This window comes from Streptomyces sp. NPDC058812, from assembly GCF_042744565.1.
Taxonomy (GTDB): Bacteria; Actinomycetota; Actinomycetes; order Streptomycetales; family Streptomycetaceae; genus Streptomyces; species Streptomyces thinghirensis.
Map to the genome: position 1 here is coordinate 31825 of NZ_JBHYOB010000005.1, position 18911 is coordinate 50735.

Consider the following 18911-nt stretch of genomic DNA (forward strand, 5'->3'; position numbering starts at 1 on the left):
GCGTCACCGCCCGGCCGGCGCGGGACGGGGGTCGACGAAGCTGTAGCACGGCAGGGGCCCGGTCACGCTGAGTGCCAGCCGGTCCCCGCAGTCCCGTGCCCGTACGTCGACCGCCTGCCGGAACCGCCGCTCGTCGGTGGCGCGCAGCAGGAACGACGCGCTCAGCACCTGTTCGTCGTCGGTCGCACCCTGCACCGTGCGGACGGCCAGCGGCGTCAGGTGGTCGAGGACCTCCCGGGCCGCGCGCCGTGCCTCGCGGCGGACCCCGCGGGCGATCGCCTCACCCAGCCGGACGTTGGCCTCGTAGTCCGGACGGCGCCGCGTCCGCAGGGCCAGGTTCCGCAGGCTCTCGTCCCGGCGCACCAGATCGGCGAAGTGGCCGGGCACGACCGTTCCCTTGACGTTGAGTTCGACGCACCCTCGGACCTCGTCGAGCTGCCGTGACAAGTGGGCGGCGTCGGCACGCAGTTGGGAGAGCAGGGCATCCGGCCGGGGACTGAGCACCGCGAACCGCATGGGCAGCAGCGGTCCCTGCTCCGCCAGTGCGTCCAGTACGGCCTGGTGGGCCAACAGGTCACGGCGTCGGGGCCGGAGCCGTGGGGGCGCGGCCGACACCGCCGCGCACAGGCCGGACTCGGTCAGCAGCCGTACGGGGGCGCCGTCGACGCCGGGGAAGCGGGGAGTACGGACCCCGGCGGGGGTGATGCCGTAGACGTACAGGGCCTCCGGGGTGGAGGCGGTGGTGCCGGTGGTGCCGGCGGTGGCGGGCGCGGTCATTCGTCCTCCGTCTCCGTGCGCCGGCGGCTGCGCGGGCGGTCGTCCTCTTCGCGGGGGCGCGCGGTCGGTCGGCCACGTGACCGCTGTGGGCTCCGGCCGCGTGCCGCGCGCTCGCGGCTGTGCTCGCGGGGGAGGGCCTCCTCCTCTTCCGCCGCCTCCTCCTCGGGCGTGAGGACGTCCCGCACCTTGTCGGTCAGTGAGCGCGCCGTCCGCTTGGCGCCCGCCCTGCCTATGGTCTTGGCGACCGGCCCGCCGAACAGCTCGGGAACGGTCTTGGAGCGCACGTCGTGCTCCAGGTCCAGGCGGTTGCACGCCTCGGCGAACCGCAGGTACGTGTCGACGCTCGCGACCACGATGCGGGCGTCCACCTTGAGGATCTCGATGCCGACCAGCGAGACGCGCACGAAGACGTCGATCACCATGCCGCGGTCGAGGATGAGTTCGAGGACGTCGTAGAGGGTGCCGGCGCGAGGCGCGCAGACGACCTCGTCGTCGTAGGTGATCATGCGGTGGTCCTTCCGGGTGCGGGCCGCACGGCCCGGTCACTGGTCCTGGGCACCGCGCCGGTAGCGGGCGACCCTGCGGTACCGGAGCAGGTCGCCCGCCGAATCCAGCTCGACCTCGTAGGTGGCGAGCAGGCTGGTGGTGTCGGGGATACGGGCCACCTCCAGCACGTCCACGTTGACGATCCAGCCGTCGTCCTCGCTCCGGCACACCGCGGAGACCCCCTCCAGGCGGTGCCGGATCAGCTCGGACAGGGCGTCCGCGGCGCGCTGGGCGGCGTCCCGAGCGCCCCGCACGGCACGCTCGCGCGTCCTCGTGGAAGTCGTGCCGCGCCGCCGCTCGCCAGGTTCTGTCATGCTGCCCACTCTGGCCGCGGACCCGGGGCAGCGCGTGCGCAGTTACCCCATCCGGGGCTACGGGGGGCCGACGCTCACGACCGCGACGGCGTACCACCCGCGGGTGGCCGCGTCAGGTGCTCGGTGAGATGGCGGCCCGGCGCCGGCAGTGCAGGAACAGGTGCGGCTCCGGCCGCGCGTCCGGGTGGGCCGGCGTGAACAGGGACGCCTCCCGCGCCAGCACCTCCAGGCCGGCCTCCTCGGCCACGGCGGTGAGCCCCTGCGCGGTGAAGCTGGACACGCGCACCGGCTGACCCATGAAGGTGGCGTCGACGCCGTCCACGTCCAACGGCACGGTGGCCAGCACCATGTACCCCTCCGGCCTCAGCGCCCGTACCAGCAGCCGGACCAGGTCCGCCTGCTCCCGCCGGTCCAGCTGGAGCAGCGAGAAGTACACGCAGACCGCGTCGAACGAGCCGTCCGCGAGCGGTACGTCACGGACGTCGGCGCACTGGAAGGCCGCGGTCGGCACCTGCCGCGTCGCCAGGTCCACCATCACGGGGGAGACGTCGACGCCCAGCACGTCGTGCCCGGCGCCCGCGAGGGTCTCGGCGGTGGGCCGGCCCGTGCCGCTGCCCACGTCCAGCACCTTGCTGCCCGGCGCGAGCCGTCCGAGCAGCCACTCCAGCGAGCGCCGGTGCGTCTTCGAGCCGGCGAACGCCTTCTCGTACTCGGCGCCCAGCGCGTCGAACGCGGCGGCTGCTCGCGGCCGTTGCTGCTCGTCGGTCACGACGGTCCCTTCGGTGGGTGAGCCGGTGCCGTGCGCATCGTTCCACCGGGAGCGAGCCGCCGACAAGGGCCCGCCGGGCGACCGGCCGCCTCCCCCCCCGGCCCTACCGGCCTCCCCACGTCCTACCGGCCTCCCCACGTCCTACCGTCCGCCCGCCGTTCTGCCGGCCCCACCCGTCCTACCGGCCGTCGCCGTCCGGCGCCGTCCCCGGCTCCGCTATCCGGCGGTGTACGGCGGCCTTGACGCGGTCCGGCAGCACCTTGTCGGCCATGCCCTGCGCCTTGGTCTTCGCCGAGCCGGTGACCAGTTTCCCGCGGCCCTTCATGACCGCGTCGTACGCCTGCCGGGCGACCTGCGCGGGGTCGTCCTTGTCCATGGTGCCGACCTTGGTGTCCTGCATCCCGGCCCGCCGGAAGAAGTCGGTCTCCGTCGGGCCCGGCATGAAGGAGGTGACGGTGACCCCGGTGTCCTCGACCTCCTCCTGCAACGCCTGGGCGAAGGACTGCACGAAAGACTTCGAGGCGTTGTACACCGACTGGAAGGAGCCCGGCATCGTCGCCGCCACCGACGACGTGAACATCAGCCGGCCCACGCCGCGCGCCACCATGTCCCGCAGCAGCGGCTTGGCGAGCCGCACGGTCGACGTCACGTTGAGGTCGATGACGGACTGGTCGTCGGTCGGGTCGGTGTCGACGAAGGCGCCGCCCTGCCCCACACCCGCGTTGAGCGCCGCGACGTCCACGGTGAGCCCGGTCAGGGCGGCGACCAGCCGGTCCACGCCCTCGGCGGTGCGGAGATCCGCACGCACGGCCCGTACCTCGGCGCCGGTCTCCCGCAGCCGCTGGGCGGCGTGCTCCAGCCGGTCGTCCTCGGCGTTGACCACGAGGTCGTGGCCGTGTTCTGCGAACAGGGCGGCGAGTTCGTACCCGATTCCGCTGGACGCCCCGGTGACCAGGGCGAGCGGCCTGCTGCCGGCCATGGTTCCTCCGTTCAGCGAAGTGCCTGGTAGACCGATGCCGTGGTGAAGCCGTACACCACATGCGACACGATGTCCGACACCCATGACGGCCGGTCCCACGAGGCCGGGTCGGTCACTCCGAGCACCGTGGCCGGCAGATCGCTGCCCGCCATGGCGGCCGCTCCGAGCAGCGGACCGGCCACCCAGTCGGGCAGCGCGCCGCGCCCGCGCCGCAGCAGCCCGTAGGCCGCCCCGACCCCGAGGCCGGTGACGTAGCCGAGGAGGGCTCCGGCGGCCTGCTCACGGTTGGTCGTGGTCTCCTCGTCGCCCAGATCGACGCCGGCCCGGTTGACGAACCGGTCCGCGGCCTGGGCCGGCATGCCACTGGACCCCCGGCCGCGCAGCAGCATGTCGCCGTACGTGGTGAGGTTCAGCGCGACGGTGCCGGCCGCTCCGGCGACGAGGCCTTTGGTCAGTGACATCCGGTGACTCCCTCGGCGTGGGCGCTGGCGCGCGGGTGTGTACGGCGGGCCCCGGGTTCCCCGAACCCCGGCTCCTAACAGAGCCTCCCGTGCCGCATCGGACCGATCCCCCGGTCCCCTCAGCCCTTGTGTCCGCCCCCCTTCGGCGGTGACAGCAACTGTTCGCGCGGCAGGGTCAGGGCTCGGCGAGCGGGAGGAGGCCGACGCGCGGCCCCCGGCAGCTGTCGGGTGGTCAGCGGCAGCCGCTCGCCATCGCGCGGGCGCTCGCCGTGCAGCCCCGCGTGCTCGTGCTGGTCGAGGCCGTGCCAGCCCCGGACGTGTCGATCCAGGCCCAGATCCTCCCACTCCTCGACTTCGCGTGCGTGCCGTCCGTGCGGGAGCAGGCGGTCTCCGTCCCCGCGCCCAAGGGGCGGCTGGTCGTGGTGGGCCTGACCGACAAGCCGCTCACGGTCACCGACGGGACTCGCTTCAGCTACCTCCAGCAGCGCGTCCTCGGCCACTACGGCTCCGACATGCCGGTGGCGCTGCCCCAGCTCCTGCGGGTGGAGACGAAGGAGGGCGACCCGGTCCGGCTTGATCCTGCGCCCGTGAGGTGAGGGACTCCTGAGAATCCGCGAGGCGTTTGAACGCTCCGGCTCCCGACTCCGTATGGAGCCGGGGGCATTTCATGTCCGAGTCCGCCACGACACAGGAGCACGCCTTGGGACACAACAGGCGCAGACGCCCGACCGGGGCGCGCCGCGCGACCTTCGGGGCATTCGCGCTGATACTGGGAGGCGGCGGCCTGGTGGCCGTGAATGTGTTCGCCTCCGCGACCGAAGCCGGCGACACAGCCGTTCCCCTGGGCGGTTCCGGCGTGGCGGCCACCGTCGACTGCCCCGACCTGAGCGAGCGGCTGACGACGGTGCCGGAGCAGGCGAGGCCGGACGTCGACACGGAACTCGCCCGGCTCGACGAGCAGATCGCCGCGGCCTACCGGCAACTCCAGGAAGCCGCCCGCACCGCGGACGACGCCAAGCTCGACGAGGGCGCCATCCTCGACCCCTTGAAGAAGGAGCGGGCCGGGACGATCGAGCGCATCGCCGCCGTCATCGGCAAGGCCGGCAAACGCCCCGAGGGCCTGGACACCCTGGCGGAGTGCACGCTGCGCCGCACCGAGGTCGCCACGACGGACGCACCTGGCGGCAGCCCCGACCAGCAGCGGCAGCAGCAGAACGGCAAGGGCGAAGAACCCGGGAACACCGGAAACACCGGAAACACCGGGGACGACGGGGACGACGGACAGACCGGTGACGGGCAGCAGCCCGGCAACGGTGGACAGGCGGGCAACGGCCCCGTGGCCGCGGACTACGCCGACATCAACTCCGTCCGGCCGAACGTCGTGCAGGCGCCCCGGCAGAAGAACGCCTCGACCGGCTCCTTCGCCACCAGCTGCGGCGTCAACGCCGAGGGACTGTTCAACTCGGACAACCTGATCGCCGCCCCCGGCGTCAGCAACGGAGCCCACCACTTCCACGACTACGTCGGCAACCAGGCCAACGACGCCTTCTCCAGCGACGAGGACCTGGCCGCCGCCGGCACGAGCTGCGCCGACCAGGGAGACAAGTCCTCGTACTACTGGCCCGTGCTCAGGCTCCAGAACGGCACCGTCGAACAGGACGCCGAGTCACCCGGCGGCGGCATCGAGGGCAACGCCGGCGAGATCGTCACGCCCGCCGAGGTGACACTGAGGTTCGAGGGCAACGAGCGCGGCGAGGTCACGGAGATGCCGCGGTTGCTGCGCATCATCACCGGTGACGCGAAGGCGTTCGTCAACGGCGACACCAACGCGAACGCCTCCTGGAGCTGCACCGGTTTCGAGGACCGGCAGCTGAAGGACAAGTACCCGCTCTGTCCGTCCGGCAGTGACGTGGTGCGCACCTTCACCTTCCAGAGTTGCTGGGACGGCCGCAACATCGACAGCGCCAACCACCGCACCCACGTGGCCTTCGCCGCCGCCGACGGCACCTGTCCCGACGGGTTCCGGGCCATCCCGCGACTGGTCCAGCGCGTCGTGTACGACGTGGACGCGCCCAGCCTCCAGGACGGCGGCAGGACCGTTCCGCTGTTCGCCGTGGACTCCTTTCCCGAGCAGCTGCACAAGCCGGTCACGGACCACAGCGACTTCATCAACGTCTTCGACGAGGACCTGATGCGGGAGATGGCCGACTGCATCAACAGCGGCCGCGAGTGCGGTCCGGACACGCCCCCGGGATCGGAGCCCGGCCAGGGCGAGAACCCGCAGGAGCAGCCGACCGAGAACCCTACGAAGGATCCGCAGGAGCAGCCGACCGAGAACCCTGACGCCTCCGACCCCCCGGCCGAGCGGACCGCCACAGCCTCGGCACCCGCGGTCCCCGGGCAGGACGGCCGGGACGACGGAGAGAGCGAAGGGAAGGGCGGAGGGAGCGGTGCCGGGCGGAACGACGGGCAGGCGTCCGCGCCCCCAGCCCAGGAACGGGACGACGACGCCTCCCCGCGCGCCGAGCCCAGGGCCGCCACGACACCCGCCGACGACACACCGGACGACGCGAGCGGCGCCGCGCCCGCACCCGGGGCGACGCAGGGTACGGGCGGCGGTGAGGACGCCGCGGCCGGGTCGGCGACCGAACCGCAGGCGACGCGCGGCGGCCTCGCGGAGACGGGATCCGGCCTGGGCCTGTGGCCCGCGGCCGCCGGAGGCGTCCTCTTCGCCGGTGGCTGTGTGCTGCTGATCCGCTCCAGGCGGCGCTCCATGTGACACCGGCATGACGCCGTCGTGACGGCGGGCGGGGGCAGGGCCAGGCCTTGTCCGCCCGCCGCACGACCGCATCGAACGCGCCATCGCCGGGCGGGAACTGGCGCATTTCAACTATTGCCATTCCGTTTGCCCGGGCGCAGCCTGTTCTCCAAAAGGCATTGGGAGCGCTCCCAATGGTGGCGCTTCCGATCCTCGACCCTCCATCGCTGTCCCCCCACGCGAAAGAAGGACGTCGTGACTTGTCATGATCGCAACAAGGGAATCCGGCGTGCGTCGACCGTGGCCCTCGGCACCCTGACCGCGGCACTGCTCGCCCTGATCCCCTGGAGTGGCACCGCCGTCGCCCACGGCTCGGTCGTCGACCCCGCCTCCCGGAACTACGGCTGCTGGCAGCGCTGGGGCGGCGACTTCCAGAACCCCGCCATGGCGCAGGAAGACCCCATGTGCTGGCAGGCCTGGCAGGACAACCCCAACGCGATGTGGAACTGGAACGGCCTGTACCGCAACGGCTCCGCGGGCAACTTCGAGGCGGTCGTTCCCGACGGCCAGCTGTGCAGCGGCGGCCGGACCGAGGGCGGGCGCTACAACTCCCTGGACACCGTGGGCGCCTGGCAGACCACGGACGTCACCGACAACTTCACCGTCAAGCTGTACGACCAGGCCAGCCACGGCGCCGACTACTTCAAGGTCTACGTCACCCGGCAGGGCTTCGACCCCGCCACGCAGGCCCTCGGCTGGGACGACCTCCAACTGGTCGCGAGCACCGGCAGCTACGCCCCCAGCCAGAACTACGAGATCCCGGTGAGCACCTCGGGCCTGAGCGGCCGGCACGTCGTCTACACGATCTGGCAGGCGTCGCACATGGACCAGACGTACTTCCTGTGCAGCGACGTCGACTTCGGCTGATCCGCGCCATCCCCGCCCCCCACCCCCGCCGGGCGCAAACGCGTCCGGCGGGGACACCGGTCGGTGCGACCGTCCCGCGAAGTACTTCGTGGCCGTCCCGGAGTGCGGTACACGTCCCCGCATGGACGCATGGACGCATGGACCCCATGGACTACTACGACCTCGGCACCCACGGTCGTCCGGCGGCCGAAGCGGTCTACCGGGCCGACCTGGGCCCGGACGACACCCTGCCCCGCGCCCTGCGGCACCCCGGCAACGCCCGCGCGCGCCGCTTCCACGCCCGCCAGGGCTGGACCGACGAGGGCCCGTTCGACTACGCCGCGCAAGGTCCCGACGGGCCCCTCCCCGTCCCGTGCCACCGGTACGCCAGACGCCTGGGCGGCTGACGGGGCCGGCGCGTCTATACGATGTCGGCTCGGACAGACATCGGACAGGCGTGGGACTGCGGCGGAAGGAGACGGGCCGTGACCGATCACCGGCGTCCGCGGCGGCGGGGGCAGGGCGAGCTGGAGGCGCTGGTGCTGTCGGCGCTGCGCGAGGCGGACGGCCCCGCGACGGCCGGCTGGGTGCAGGAGCGACTGGGCGGCGACCTCGCCTACACCACGGTGATCACGATCCTGACCCGGCTGCTGGAGAAGGGCGCGGTCGGCCGCGAGCGCGCGGGCCGTTCCTTCACCTGGACACCGGCCTCGGACCAGGCGGGCCTGGCCGCGCGGAAGATGCGCAAGGTCCTGGACGGCGAGAGCGACCGGGAAGCGGTGCTGGCCAGCTTCGTCACCGGCCTCGACCCGGAGGACGAGCGGCTGTTGCGCGAACTGCTCGCTCACGCACGCGACGCGGGGGACGGCTGACGCCGCATGGGGGTATTCGTCTTTCTGCCGCTGGTCCTGCCGCTGACGGCATGGCCGATCGCCCGGCTGGCGGAACAGCACCTGCACCCGCGCACCGCGACCCGGCTGCTCACCGCCGTGGCCGCGGTGATGGCCCTGTGCAGCACGGTGTGCCTGGCCCTGGTGATGGTGGTCGGCACCGCGCAGCTGCCGGGCAACCCCCTGCCGGACGGCTGGTCCGACCCGGAGGTGCGGGCGGCGGTGCCGTACGACGAGGTCGTGGGCAAGGCGGCGATCCCCGCGCTGTGCGCGGTGGTCGCGGCCTCGGCACGAGCCCTGTGGCGGCACGGCAGGGTCCGTCGCCGTGCCCACCGCGCGCTGGCCGGCCTGCCGGGCACCGGGGTGGCCGTGCTGCCGGACGACGTGCCCTACGCGTACGCGCTGCCCGGCGGACGCCGGGACCGGGTGGTGGTGACCACGGCCCTGCTCGACTGCCTCGCACCGGCCGAGCGGCGCGCGCTGTTCGCCCATGAGCGGGCTCACCTGACCGGCCGGCACCATCGCTTCCTGCTCGCCGTCCGGCTCGCCGCCCTGGCCAACCCGTTCCTGCGGCCCCTGCGTACCGCCGTCTCCTACACGGCGGAGCGGTGGGCGGACGAGGCGGCCGCGCGGGCGGTCGGCAGCCGCCGCGCGGTGGCGACCGCGATCGGCAAGGCGGCCCTCGTCTCCCGGGGCACCCCGGTCGCCACCCTCGCCGGTCTGGCGGCGCCCGGCCCGGTACCACGCAGGGTGGCGGCCCTGCTGGGCCCCGCTCCCGCGGTCCGCACCTGGCCCTCGGTCTTCACCTCGGTGGGCCTGGCGGCATGGGCCGCGGCCGCCGGAACCGCCGTGTCGGCGATGTCGTCCGCGAACGCCGCCGTCACCATGTTCCTCATCCTCCGCGCCGCGACGCCCCTCTGAGCGTCCTTCGCGCCGCGACGCCCCTCTGAGCGTCCTTCGCGCCGCGACGCCCCTCTGAGCGTCCTTCGCCGCTGAAGAAGACCCCAGGTCGCAGGCGTACTTGCGAAATATCTTCGCTCGATCGGGTGGTCGGCCAATCCAGAGCCGGACCGGCTCCGGATTCCCCATGTGAGGGAAGAACCGAGGACACACCGATACCGATACCGGCCCGCCCGCCCGCGCACCCTGCCGTCCATACGCGCGGGGCGGCTCGACCCCCACACGCCCGCGCCGGGCCCCCGGCCGAGCGGGGCCACCCCCGCGGCGAGCGCGGGACCTTCGAGCGTGTTCGCCGCGACGAGTGATGCCGACCGGGACCGGCGCGGGTCCGACGACTGACGACGAGCGGGGCCGCGCACCCCTTCGACCGACCACCACTTCACCGCCGTAACGGCAATCCGCACCAACGCAGCCTTCGTGCTGCCCCTTTATCCGGGAGAACCCATGAACGCCCGTATTCGCCGCTCCGCCGTCGCCGTCGCCGCGGCCGCCATCCTGCCCCTGGCCCTGGTCGCCTGCTCCGACGACGGCGACAGCGGCTCGTCGGACTCCGCCCAGGCGGCCTCCTCGGCCCCCGCGGCAGCCGACGACCAGTCCGCCGACGCCGACGCCGACGCCGACGCGGACGCCGGCGGCGACACGGTCGGCACGGACGAGCCGTTCGGTCCGGCGTGTTCGTCGGTGCCGAAGGACGGTGCCGGTTCCTTCGACGGCATGGCCAAGGCCCCGGTCGCCACCGCCGCCTCGAACAACCCGGCGCTGTCCACGCTGGTGACGGCGGTGAAGAAGGCCGGTCTGGTCGACACGCTGAACAACGCCGAGAACATCACGGTGTTCGCGCCGACCAACGACGCCTTCGCCAAGATCCCGAAGGCGGACCTGGACAAGGTCCTGGGCGACAAGGCGATGCTCACCGACATCCTGACCTACCACGTCGTGGGCCAGAAGCTCGCCCCCACGGTCCTGGAGAACGGCTCCTTCGAGACGCTGCAGAAGTCCAAGCTGACGACGTCCGGCTCGGACGAGTCCTACACGGTCAACGACTCGGCCAAGGTCGTCTGCGGCAACGTCAAGACCGCCAACGCCAACGTGTACATCATCGACACCGTCCTGATGCCCAAGAGCTGACGGGCGAGCGGGCGGACGGTGCCGGGGGCGGTCGGGCAGAGGGCCGCCCCCGGCACCGTGCGGTGGGTCGCCATCCCGGCCCGCACCGTCCTCGAACCCGAGGAGGCCCCGGTGGGCGTGGTGACCTCCCTGATCGGCGGGGCCCCCGAGCCGGCCCCGGCTCGTCGGGGTGGCCGAGAACGACCGCTGGCCGAGAACGACCGTATTGCTTGAGTAACGCAAGCGACGGCTAAAATGGCGCGCATGCCCAAGCCGCCGTTCGCCCCCGCGGCCCCGGCCGACCCGTACGCGCGCGAGTCCCGCGGCGGGGGATCCGCACGCCGTGCGGGCGTGCCGCACGTCCTGCTCACCGTCGGTGACGACCGCACCGCGGAGCTGCTGCGGAGTACGCTGCGGCTGGCGGGCTACCGGGTCGTCCTGGCGCGGGGCGGCGCCCAGGCCATGGCCCGACTGACCGAGCGGTGCTTCGATCTGGTCGTCCTCGACGTGACGCTGCCGGACCTGCACCGGCTCGGGGGCCGGACCGGCAGCCTCGCCGAGCCCGTCCGTCCGCCCGTGCTCCTGCTCGCCGGCGGCGAGTTCCTCGGCAGCATGCGGTCCGGCGCCGGGGGCGGACCGGTGCAGACGGCGGAGATCCTCGCCACCGCAGAGCGGCTGGTCCGGGCCGCCGAGCCGGCCGGACCGGCCCCCGCCCTGCGCTACGACGATCTGGTCCTGGACGAGGCGTCCCGCCGGGCGCGGCGCGGACGGCGCCCCATCGCGCTCACCCCCAGCGAGTACCGCCTGCTGCGCTGCCTCCTCCAGCACGCGGAACGGGTGCTGTCCAAGGAGCAGCTCGGCCGTCACGTGTGGTCCGACCTGCCGACCTCCGGCGCCGTGGAACGGCTCGTCTCGCGGCTGCGCCGCAAGGTCGACGAGGAGGGAGACACGCTGATCCACACCCGCCGGGGATTCGGCTACTGGCTGGGGCGGCCCGCCCGTCTCTGACCGTCCCCGACCCTGTGACGTGCACCACGTCCGGTCGTCGACGGCCGACTGTCAGGGAGTTGTCCGACTGGTTCGCTTGACTGTGCGCGACCGGCACCGCCCGCAGAGAGGAACCAGGACGCGCATGTCCGCCCCCCACGCCTCACCCCTCACTCCCGGCCCCCACGAGCTGGGCTTCGACCCGGAAGCCCTGCGTGCCAAGTACCGCGCGGAGCGCGACCGCAGGGTCCGCCCGGACGGCAACTCCCAGTACCGGCGCACCACCGGCGCCTTCGACTCCTTCGACACCGACCCCCACGCCGACCCCGAGTACACCAGGCCGCCCCTGGCCGACCGCGTCGAGGCACTCGTCATCGGCGGCGGATTCGGCGGTCTGCTCGCCGGGTCGCGGCTGCGTCAGGCCGGCGTGGGCTCGATCCGGGTGATCGAGCAGGGCGGCGACTTCGGCGGTACCTGGTACTGGAACCGCTACCCGGGCATCCACTGCGACATCGAGTCGTACGTCTATCTGCCCCTGCTGGAGGAGATCGGCTACGTCCCGAAGTGGAAGTACGCGCCGGGGGAGGAGATCCGGCAGCACGCGCAGGCGATCGCACGGCACTTCGGCCTCTACGACGACGCCTGCTTCCAGACCCGGGCCACCGGCCTGCACTGGGACGAGACCGAGGCGGAGTGGACCGTCACCACCGACCGCGGCGACCGGATCAGGGCCCGCTGGGTGGTGGTCGCCAGCGGCACCCTCAGCCAGGCCAAACTCCCCGGCATTCCCGGCATCGAGACGTTCAAGGGCCACGTCTTCCACACCAGCCGCTGGGACTACGACTACACCGGCGGGGACGCGAGCGGCGGCCTGCACGGCCTCGCGGACAAGCGTGTCGCCCTCGTCGGCACCGGCGCCACGGCCATCCAGGCGGTCCCGCACCTCGGAGCGGACGCCCAGCACCTGTACGTGTTCCAGCGCACGCCCTCCTCTGTCGACGTCCGGGGCAACGGCCCCACCGACCCGGAGTGGGCGAAGTCCCTGGAGCCGGGCTGGCAGCGGCGCCGCCGGGACAACTTCCTGGAGATCGTCACCGGCGTCGGGACGGACGAGGACATGGTCGGCGACGCCTGGACCAGTACCGCCCGCCTCCAGCAGAAGCTGATCCCGACCGACGGCTACGCGGACCTCCCGCCCGAGGAACGCGAACTCGCCTACGAGATCGCCGACTTCCAGAAGATGAACGAGCTGCGGGACCGTGTGGACGCCGTCGTCCAGGACCCGGCGACGGCCGAGAGGCTCAAGCCCTGGTACCGCTACATGTGCAAGCGGCCCACCTTCAGCGACCACTACCTCCAGACCTTCAACCGCCCTAACGTCACCCTCGTCGACACCGCCGACAGCCACGGCGTGGAGCGGATCACCGAGCACGCCGTCGTGACCGGGGGAGTGGAGTACGAGGTCGACTGCGTCATCTTCTCCACCGGATTCGAGACCGGGGTCTCCGGCGTCCTGTCCGGCAGGCTCCCGGTGTACGGCAGGGGAGGCGTGCCGCTGCTGGAGGCCTGGAAGAGCGGCCCGAAGACGCTCCACGGCTTCTACAGCCACGGCTTCCCCAACTTGTTCCAGCTCGGACCGCTGCAGAACGCCAGCGCGGTCAACTACGTCCACATCCTCGACGAACAGGCCACCCACGTCGCCGAGATCGTCGCGCAGGCCCGGGGGCGCCGCGCCCGGTACGTCGAACCGACCGCCGAGGCCCAGGACGCCTGGGTCGCCACCATCCGCGAGAAGGCGGCCGACCTGTACGCCTTCCAGGCCGAGTGCACCCCCGGCTACTACAACAACGAGGGCAGGCCACGGGAGCACAGCCAGGCGTACGGCGACGGCCCGGTCGCCTTCCACGAACTCCTCCGCCGCTGGCGCGCGGACGGCGGCATGGCCGAGGTCATCGTCGAGGACGGGCAGCGGTGACGGCCGCGCCCAGCCGCTTCGACCCGACCGGCCACCACCGCGTCACCAGCCCGCGCCGGCGGGTGAGCCGCCTCAACCGGCCCAACCGGCTCTGGGGTTCCAACGGTGTCGCGTTCGGCCCCGACGGTCGGCTGTACGTCGCCCAGTTCCTCGCCGGGCAGATCAGCGCCGTCGACCCCGCGACCGGCGACGTCGACGTGGTCGTGCCGATGGACGGCCCGATCCAGTCGCCGGACGACCTCGCCTTCGGCGCGGACGGTTCGATGTACGTCGCCGACCTGGTGCCCGGCCGGGTGTGGCGCCGCGACCCCGCCGGCGAGTACAGCCTCGTCTCCGCGGCCGTGACCAACCCCAACGGCATCACCTGCGTCGGCGACCGGCTCTTCGTCAACGAGATGAAACCCGACGGCCGCCTCCTGGAACTCTTCCCCGACGGTGGCGACCCGGCCGTGCTCACCGGCGGACTCGCGCTCGGCAACGCCATGCAGCTCGGCCCGGACGGTCACCTGTACTACCCGCACATGATCACGAACCAGGTCTGGCGCATCCCGCCCGACGGCGGCGTGCCCGAGGTGGTCGCCGAGAACGTGCACGAACCGGTCGCCGTCCGCTTCGACCAGGGCGGCGTCCTCCACGTCCTCTCCCGGGGCGTGGAGGGCATCGTGACCCGTGTCGACCTGCACGGCACCGGCTCCCGCACCCTCGTCACCAGCGGACTGACCGGTCTGGACAACGCCGCGTTCGACGCGGAGAACCGCATGTTCGTCTCCAGCTACGCCAGCGGCGGCGTCACCGAGCTGCACCCCGACGGCCGGACCCGCGACATCGTGCCGCGCGGACTCGACGGACCGTACGGCGTCACGATCGACCTGGGCGGCACGGTGCACGCGGCCGACCACTACCGGGTGGCGAGCCCGGAGCCGTCCGGCGAAGGCACCGGCGGTGACGTGACGACCCTCGCCCTGCTCACCTTCGCCCACGGCGTCACCGCCGACGGCGACCTGCTGCACCTCACCTCGCAGTACGGCACCGTCGTCACGTACGACCCCGCGCGCCGGAGTTCCCGGACACGTGCGACCGGGCTCGACCGGCCCCTCGGCATCGCGGTCGGGCCGGACGGCTCCCTCGTCGTCGCGGAGGCGGGGGCAGGCCGGGTCGTGGCCATCGACTCCGGGGACGCGGTCACCGTGGTGGCGGAAGGGCTCGACCACCCGGTCGACGTGGCGTTCGACGAGGCGGGCCGCTGCTACGTGAGCGACGAACGGGCCGGATCGGTGCTCCGCGTCGACCATGGCGACGGCGACGGCGGCGAAGGCCGGACGGTGACCCTCGCGACCCTCGCGGACGGGCTGGGCGCACCGCAGGGCCTGGCAGCCCTCGGCGACGACCTGTTCACGGTGGAGACCGCCCACCGCACGCTCCGGGCCATCTCGCTCACCACCAAAGAGACCCGCGTCGAGGCGGAGCACCTGCCCGTGGGACCGCCCCCGGGCGTCGCCCCCCGCATCGAGCCCGCGCTGTTCGCGGGCGGCATGCCGGGCCTGGCGCCCCGCTTCGCCGGACTCGCCGCGGCCCCGGACGGCTCACTCCTGCTGTCGGCCAACGGGGAGGGGACGGTCCTGCGCCTGTCTCGGGCGCCGGCCGACGACTGACGGGGGCGGGGCGCGTCAGCGTCCCTGCCCGCCTCCCCGCGTCCGGGGCCTTCGACCCGCTCCGAGGCCCGCCCCGGCCGCCCGCCCGTGGCCGCCCGCCCCCGGCCGCCGTGCGCGACGGACGGGCGAACCGCAGGACAGGCGCCGGGCCGGTCAGTCCATCAGCCCGGCGGCGAGCGTGGCCCCCAGTTCCCAGCAGGCCTCCAGATCGTCCTTGCCGGGCCCACCGGCCACGCTCACCGCCGGCGCCGCGCGCTGCCAGGCGAGGCCCGTCGTGACCGACTCGATGGCGCGCACCGCGCCGGTGGTGTCGCTGCCGCCGTGCACGTAGTAGCCGAAGGGCCGGCCCCGGGTCTGGTCCAGGCAGGGGTAGTAGACCTGGTCGAAGAAGTGCTTCAGGGCCCCGGACATGTAGCCGAGGTTCGCCGGGGTGCCCAGCAGGTATCCGTCGGCCTCCAGCACGTCGACGGCGGTGGCCGCCAGCGCCGCGCGCCGGACCACCCGCACCCCCTCGATCTCCGGCGCGGTCGCCCCGGACACGACGGCTTCCAGCATCGCCTGGCAGTTCGGCGACGGCGTGTGATGCACGATCAGCAAAGTGGCCACACCCGAAGCCTGCCGTCCGGCACCCACCGGCCGCAAGAAACACCACCGGGCCGGCAGTGGCAGGCGGCGTCCGACGGGCGCCGGACAGCATGTAGCCCCCGCCGGCCCGGGCGAGTGGGCAGCGTCCGCGCAGGCCCGGTGGCCGGGGGTACAGTCGGCTCGCCGCCCTGCCCGTGCCGGACCGGGTGCCGCGGCCCGACGTTTCCTCGTCGTGATCCGGCCAGGGAATGCCATGACCAGTACGCAGGAGCCGCCCGAAATGCCCCCGCCGGCCCCGGAGGCGCCGGGGACGGCCTCCGCCACCGCCTCGGCCGACGCCCGCGTCACGCGGATACGGCGGCGTCTGGAACGGCTGATCGGGATCGCGGCGACCGAGGGCAACGCGCTCACCGCTCTGCGCAACGGGGACGAGATCTTCGCCGCGATGCTGGCCGGTATCCGCCGTGCCGAGCACACGGTGGACATGATGACGTTCGTGTACTGGAAGGGCGACATCGCCCGCCGGTTCGCCGAGGCCCTCGCGGAGCGGGCCCGTGCCGGGGTACGGGTTCGGCTGCTGCTGGACGGGTTCGGCAGCAGGCTGATCGAGGCCGAGCAGCTGCGGACGATGGAGCGGGCCGGGGTGCAGGTGGCGTGGTTCCGCAAGCCGCTGTACCTGTCGCCCTTCAAGCAGAACCACCGATGTCATCGCAAGGTCCTCGTCGTCGACGAGGAGACCGCCTTCACCGGCGGGGTGGGGATCGCCGAGGAGTGGTGCGGTGACGCGCGCAACCCGCACGAGTGGCGTGACACCCACGTCGAGGTCCGGGGGCCCGCGGTGGACGGCGTCGCCGCGGCCTTCGCGCAGAACTGGGCGGAGTGCCACGACGAACTCTTCGACGACCGGGACCGGTTCGTCACGCACCCACGCCCGGGCGACGCGGTCGTTCAGGTGGTGCGCGGTTCGGCGAGCTTCGGCTGGCAGGACATGCAGACCCTGATCCGCGTGATGCTGGAGTCGGCCGAGGAGCGCGTCCGCCTGGCCACCGCGTACTTCTCACCGGACGCGTACTTCGTCGAGCTGCTGTGCGCCGCCGCTCGCCGTGGGGTCGAGGTGGAGATCGTGCTGCCCGGGCCGCACACCGACAAGCGGGTCTGCCAGTTGGCCGGGCAGCACTACTACGAGGACCTCATCGCGTGCGGGGTGAAGATCTACCAGTACCAGCCGACGATGATGCACGCCAAAGTCATCACCGTCGACCGCGTCGCCGCCCTGATCGGCTCGACCAACTTCAACCGCCGCTCTCTCGACCACGACGAGGAGGTCATGCTGGCCGTGCTGAACCCGGAGTTCACCGCGACACTGGACGAGCACTTCGAGGCGGACATCGCGGCCAGCACACTGATCAGGGCGGGCCGGTGGAAGAGACGCTCCGCCGTCCAGCGGGTGCGTGAGGCCGCCGTCCGGCCCGCCCGCCGGTTCCTGTGAGCCCGGGCTACGACCGGTCGTCCAGCCGGCTCATCCTGTGCCCGTAGAGCACACGCTGGCAGTAGTCCGTACCCGCCGGATCGGCGGAATCCCGGTTCGCCGTGCAGTCGGACGCCACCCCCGGGCGGTGTTCGGAGACGGACCACAGCCGTCCCGCGCCGCGCTCGACGTAGAGGTCCTCGGCGCCCCGGGCGGTCTTGACGGCCTGGCCGTCCTGGACCAGCCGGCCGTCGCTCCAGCGGTAGCGCCACAGGTTGCCCGGCTCGTCCGTGCCCTTGGACTCGTTCACGTACAGCGTGCCGTTGTACGCCGCCGCGCCCTGGCCGCCGCCGTCGGTCATCGGCAGGTAGTTGGCCCAGCCTTCCGCGGTCACGTCCGCGGAGCGCCCCTCCAGGGCCGCGACCGGGTACGAGGCGATGCGGCCGGTGGAGGGACGGCCGCTCTCCGGACGGCAGTACTCACCCATGATCAGGCGGTCCGGGACGGTGCTGCGGTCCAGTGAGATGTAGGAGGCCTTCGGGGCGCCGGTGGCGACACAGGCGTAGGAACCCTTGGGGTTGCTCTGCGTCGCCTTGAACTTCCACGCGGCCACCTGCGGCATCACGTAGCGGTAACCGAAGCTGTACCAGACGTTGTTGTGCCGGCCGACCTTCGTCTTGTCCTGGACGTTGGCGGTGGTCTTCACACCGTCGGTGTCGGATCCCATCGCGTCATGTGTGCTGGGGTTGCTGTCCGGATCCAGGTCCATGATGTAGCGCATGTCGAAGACGCGCAGGCCGTTGCGGGTGTCCGCGACGTAGAGGTAGTTGCCGTACCACACGATCCCGCCGGCGTGGACGCCTTTCTGGATCGGGTACTCGGCGGCGTGCAGCCCGTCGAAGGAGACGTGGTCGGCGGAGTTCACATAGGTCCAGCCCAGCAGGACGTGCCGGTACTTGATCTCGGGGCTGCCCGTGGCCGGGTTGGTCCGGCTCTGCACGAAGGTGATGCGGACGCCCTTCTGATTGCAGGCGTCGTTGGCCTCCGCCTCGCTCGCGGTGCAGTCACCGGTCGACGGGTCCGGGTCGTCCTCCCGGCCCGGGTCCCAGCCGTCGTAGGAGGCGAACAACTGGATGTCGCCGGCTTCGCCCCACAACTCGTTGTCCTTGGCGTCGGAGACGCCGGTGAAGCCCTGCGGGACCCACTCCCGGGAGACGGAGTCGTCGTTCTGCAGGCAGTACTTGATGTCGGGGTCCGGGGCGGTGCCGAACGAGTCGCGTGAGCACCACGGCTGGACGGTGCGGTTCGCCCCGGCCAGCAGGTTCTGCACGCCGGATTTGGGCAGCACCGAGTCCAGGCGGGTGACCCGGGTGGTGGTCTCGGCGTTCATCCTGCCGGGCGACAGCGTGAAGTCACCGGGTGAGGCCGCGCCACCGGGAGCGGTCCAGGCGCGAGCGCCGTACGGCGAAGGGGTGCCCTCCGTCGCGCGGGGTTCCTGGATCCAGGACTCCGGTACATCCGGCGGAAGGTCCTCCGCCTGGGCCGGCGCCGCAAGGCCGGTGAACGCGAGCGCGGCCGCGGCGGCTGCCGTGAACAGAGCGCGGCGTATTCGGCGTTCGGGCATGTGGGGGTCCCTCCGCTACTCGTGCGACAACTGAGTCGAACGGAGGTTTGCAGAACGCTTATGCGAGACGCAAGCCCATTTGTTTCGCCAACCGCCCCGAACCACAACGCCGTTGGGGAGGATGCCAGCATGTCCCACCCGCCCTGGCGGGCG

19 protein-coding genes are annotated in these 18911 nt (G+C 72.6%); 11 read left to right on the top strand and 8 right to left on the bottom strand.

The genetic code is table 11. From position 1 onward, the window contains the following. Nucleotides 1-3: 3 nt before the first annotated feature. From ACFW48_RS11930 to ACFW48_RS11955, 6 genes are all read right to left on the bottom strand, one after another. On the bottom strand, nt 4-777 hold the full coding sequence (locus ACFW48_RS11930; protein WP_386313142.1) for a GvpL/GvpF family gas vesicle protein: 774 nt from the start codon (nt 775-777) through the stop codon (nt 4-6). Then, nucleotides 774-1283, bottom strand: a complete 510-nt coding sequence (locus ACFW48_RS11935; RefSeq protein ID WP_386313144.1) for a gas vesicle structural protein GvpA — start codon at nt 1281-1283, stop codon at nt 774-776. The genes ACFW48_RS11930 and ACFW48_RS11935 overlap by 4 nt, the downstream gene beginning before the upstream one ends. A 36-nt stretch (nt 1284-1319) precedes the next feature. After that, nucleotides 1320-1637 carry a gas vesicle protein GvpO gene (gene gvpO / locus ACFW48_RS11940; RefSeq protein WP_386313147.1) on the bottom strand — a complete coding sequence of 106 codons (318 nt, stop codon included), beginning with the start codon at nt 1635-1637 and terminating at the stop codon, nt 1320-1322. Nucleotides 1638-1749: 112 nt separating this feature from the next. Beyond that, nucleotides 1750-2406, bottom strand: a complete 657-nt coding sequence (locus ACFW48_RS11945; protein ID WP_386313150.1) for a class I SAM-dependent methyltransferase — start codon at nt 2404-2406, stop codon at nt 1750-1752. 178 nt (nt 2407-2584) lie between these two features. Further along, a complete protein-coding gene (locus ACFW48_RS11950; RefSeq protein ID WP_386313153.1) occupies nt 2585-3385 on the bottom strand; it encodes an SDR family NAD(P)-dependent oxidoreductase in 801 nt (266 codons plus the stop codon). Between the two features lie 11 nt (nt 3386-3396). After that, the gene (locus tag ACFW48_RS11955; RefSeq protein WP_386313156.1) at nt 3397-3846 is read right to left on the bottom strand and encodes a hypothetical protein; all 450 of its coding nucleotides are present in this window, start codon (nt 3844-3846) and stop codon (nt 3397-3399) included. 158 nt (nt 3847-4004) lie between these two features. Here ACFW48_RS11955 and ACFW48_RS11960 point away from each other — a divergent pair, with 158 nt between their 5' ends. From ACFW48_RS11960 to ACFW48_RS12005, 10 genes are all read left to right on the top strand, one after another. Further along, nucleotides 4005-4442, top strand: a complete 438-nt coding sequence (locus tag ACFW48_RS11960) for an ATP-binding cassette domain-containing protein (protein WP_386313952.1) — start codon at nt 4005-4007, stop codon at nt 4440-4442. 71 nt (nt 4443-4513) lie between these two features. Beyond that, a complete protein-coding gene (locus ACFW48_RS11965; RefSeq protein ID WP_386313159.1) occupies nt 4514-6625 on the top strand; it encodes a DUF1996 domain-containing protein in 2112 nt (703 codons plus the stop codon). Nucleotides 6626-6859: 234 nt separating this feature from the next. Then, complete coding sequence (locus tag ACFW48_RS11970; RefSeq protein ID WP_386313162.1) at nt 6860-7531, top strand: lytic polysaccharide monooxygenase; 672 nt, start codon at nt 6860-6862, stop codon at nt 7529-7531. A gap of 137 nt (nt 7532-7668) precedes the next feature. Then, entirely contained in the window at nt 7669-7917 is a 249-nt protein-coding gene (locus ACFW48_RS11975) for a hypothetical protein (RefSeq protein WP_386313165.1), read from the top strand. Nucleotides 7918-7995: 78 nt separating this feature from the next. After that, nucleotides 7996-8382 (top strand): BlaI/MecI/CopY family transcriptional regulator, encoded by a 387-nt coding sequence (locus tag ACFW48_RS11980; protein ID WP_386313168.1) that lies wholly within the window; start codon nt 7996-7998, stop codon nt 8380-8382. Between the two features lie 6 nt (nt 8383-8388). After that, nucleotides 8389-9321, top strand: coding sequence for a M56 family metallopeptidase (locus ACFW48_RS11985; protein WP_386313170.1), 933 nt, complete (start codon nt 8389-8391; stop codon nt 9319-9321). A 483-nt stretch (nt 9322-9804) separates the two neighbouring features. Continuing rightward, the gene (locus ACFW48_RS11990; protein ID WP_386313173.1) at nt 9805-10488 is read left to right on the top strand and encodes a fasciclin domain-containing protein; all 684 of its coding nucleotides are present in this window, start codon (nt 9805-9807) and stop codon (nt 10486-10488) included. Between the two features lie 243 nt (nt 10489-10731). Beyond that, nucleotides 10732-11475: a response regulator transcription factor gene (locus ACFW48_RS11995; RefSeq protein ID WP_386313176.1), complete on the top strand. Its 744-nt coding sequence runs from the start codon at nt 10732-10734 to the stop codon at nt 11473-11475. A 124-nt stretch (nt 11476-11599) separates the two neighbouring features. Next, nucleotides 11600-13429 (top strand): flavin-containing monooxygenase, encoded by a 1830-nt coding sequence (locus ACFW48_RS12000; RefSeq protein ID WP_386313178.1) that lies wholly within the window; start codon nt 11600-11602, stop codon nt 13427-13429. Then, nucleotides 13426-15081 (top strand): hypothetical protein, encoded by a 1656-nt coding sequence (locus tag ACFW48_RS12005; protein WP_386313180.1) that lies wholly within the window; start codon nt 13426-13428, stop codon nt 15079-15081. The genes ACFW48_RS12000 and ACFW48_RS12005 overlap by 4 nt, the downstream gene beginning before the upstream one ends. A 153-nt stretch (nt 15082-15234) precedes the next feature. Here the strand turns inward: ACFW48_RS12005 and ACFW48_RS12010 are convergent, their stop codons facing one another. Next, nucleotides 15235-15687: a flavodoxin family protein gene (locus tag ACFW48_RS12010; RefSeq protein ID WP_386313183.1), complete on the bottom strand. Its 453-nt coding sequence runs from the start codon at nt 15685-15687 to the stop codon at nt 15235-15237. A gap of 232 nt (nt 15688-15919) precedes the next feature. Here ACFW48_RS12010 and ACFW48_RS12015 point away from each other — a divergent pair, with 232 nt between their 5' ends. After that, nucleotides 15920-17155 carry a phosphatidylserine/phosphatidylglycerophosphate/cardiolipin synthase family protein gene (locus ACFW48_RS12015; protein WP_386313185.1) on the top strand — a complete coding sequence of 412 codons (1236 nt, stop codon included), beginning with the start codon at nt 15920-15922 and terminating at the stop codon, nt 17153-17155. A 7-nt stretch (nt 17156-17162) separates the two neighbouring features. Here the strand turns inward: ACFW48_RS12015 and ACFW48_RS12020 are convergent, their stop codons facing one another. Beyond that, a complete protein-coding gene (locus ACFW48_RS12020) occupies nt 17163-18758 on the bottom strand; it encodes a hypothetical protein (RefSeq protein ID WP_386313187.1) in 1596 nt (531 codons plus the stop codon). Nucleotides 18759-18911 lie beyond the last annotated feature (153 nt).

Excerpts from the sequence above, each read along its gene's own strand:
- ACFW48_RS11930 (WP_386313142.1), bottom strand. The coding sequence starts at position 777 with ATGACCGCGCCCGCCACCGCCGGCACCACCGGCACCACCGCCTCCACC.
- ACFW48_RS11935 (WP_386313144.1), bottom strand. The coding sequence starts at position 1,283 with ATGATCACCTACGACGACGAGGTCGTCTGCGCGCCTCGCGCCGGCACC.
- gvpO (WP_386313147.1), bottom strand. The coding sequence starts at position 1,637 with ATGACAGAACCTGGCGAGCGGCGGCGCGGCACGACTTCCACGAGGACG.
- ACFW48_RS11950 (WP_386313153.1), bottom strand. The coding sequence starts at position 3,385 with ATGGCCGGCAGCAGGCCGCTCGCCCTGGTCACCGGGGCGTCCAGCGGA.
- ACFW48_RS11955 (WP_386313156.1), bottom strand. The coding sequence starts at position 3,846 with ATGTCACTGACCAAAGGCCTCGTCGCCGGAGCGGCCGGCACCGTCGCG.
- ACFW48_RS11965 (WP_386313159.1), top strand. The coding sequence starts at position 4,514 with ATGTCCGAGTCCGCCACGACACAGGAGCACGCCTTGGGACACAACAGG.
- ACFW48_RS11975 (WP_386313165.1), top strand. The coding sequence starts at position 7,669 with ATGGACCCCATGGACTACTACGACCTCGGCACCCACGGTCGTCCGGCG.
- ACFW48_RS11985 (WP_386313170.1), top strand. The coding sequence starts at position 8,389 with ATGGGGGTATTCGTCTTTCTGCCGCTGGTCCTGCCGCTGACGGCATGG.
- ACFW48_RS11990 (WP_386313173.1), top strand. The coding sequence starts at position 9,805 with ATGAACGCCCGTATTCGCCGCTCCGCCGTCGCCGTCGCCGCGGCCGCC.
- ACFW48_RS11995 (WP_386313176.1), top strand. The coding sequence starts at position 10,732 with ATGCCCAAGCCGCCGTTCGCCCCCGCGGCCCCGGCCGACCCGTACGCG.
- ACFW48_RS12000 (WP_386313178.1), top strand. The coding sequence starts at position 11,600 with ATGTCCGCCCCCCACGCCTCACCCCTCACTCCCGGCCCCCACGAGCTG.
- ACFW48_RS12015 (WP_386313185.1), top strand. The coding sequence starts at position 15,920 with ATGACCAGTACGCAGGAGCCGCCCGAAATGCCCCCGCCGGCCCCGGAG.
- ACFW48_RS12020 (WP_386313187.1), bottom strand. The coding sequence starts at position 18,758 with ATGCCCGAACGCCGAATACGCCGCGCTCTGTTCACGGCAGCCGCCGCG.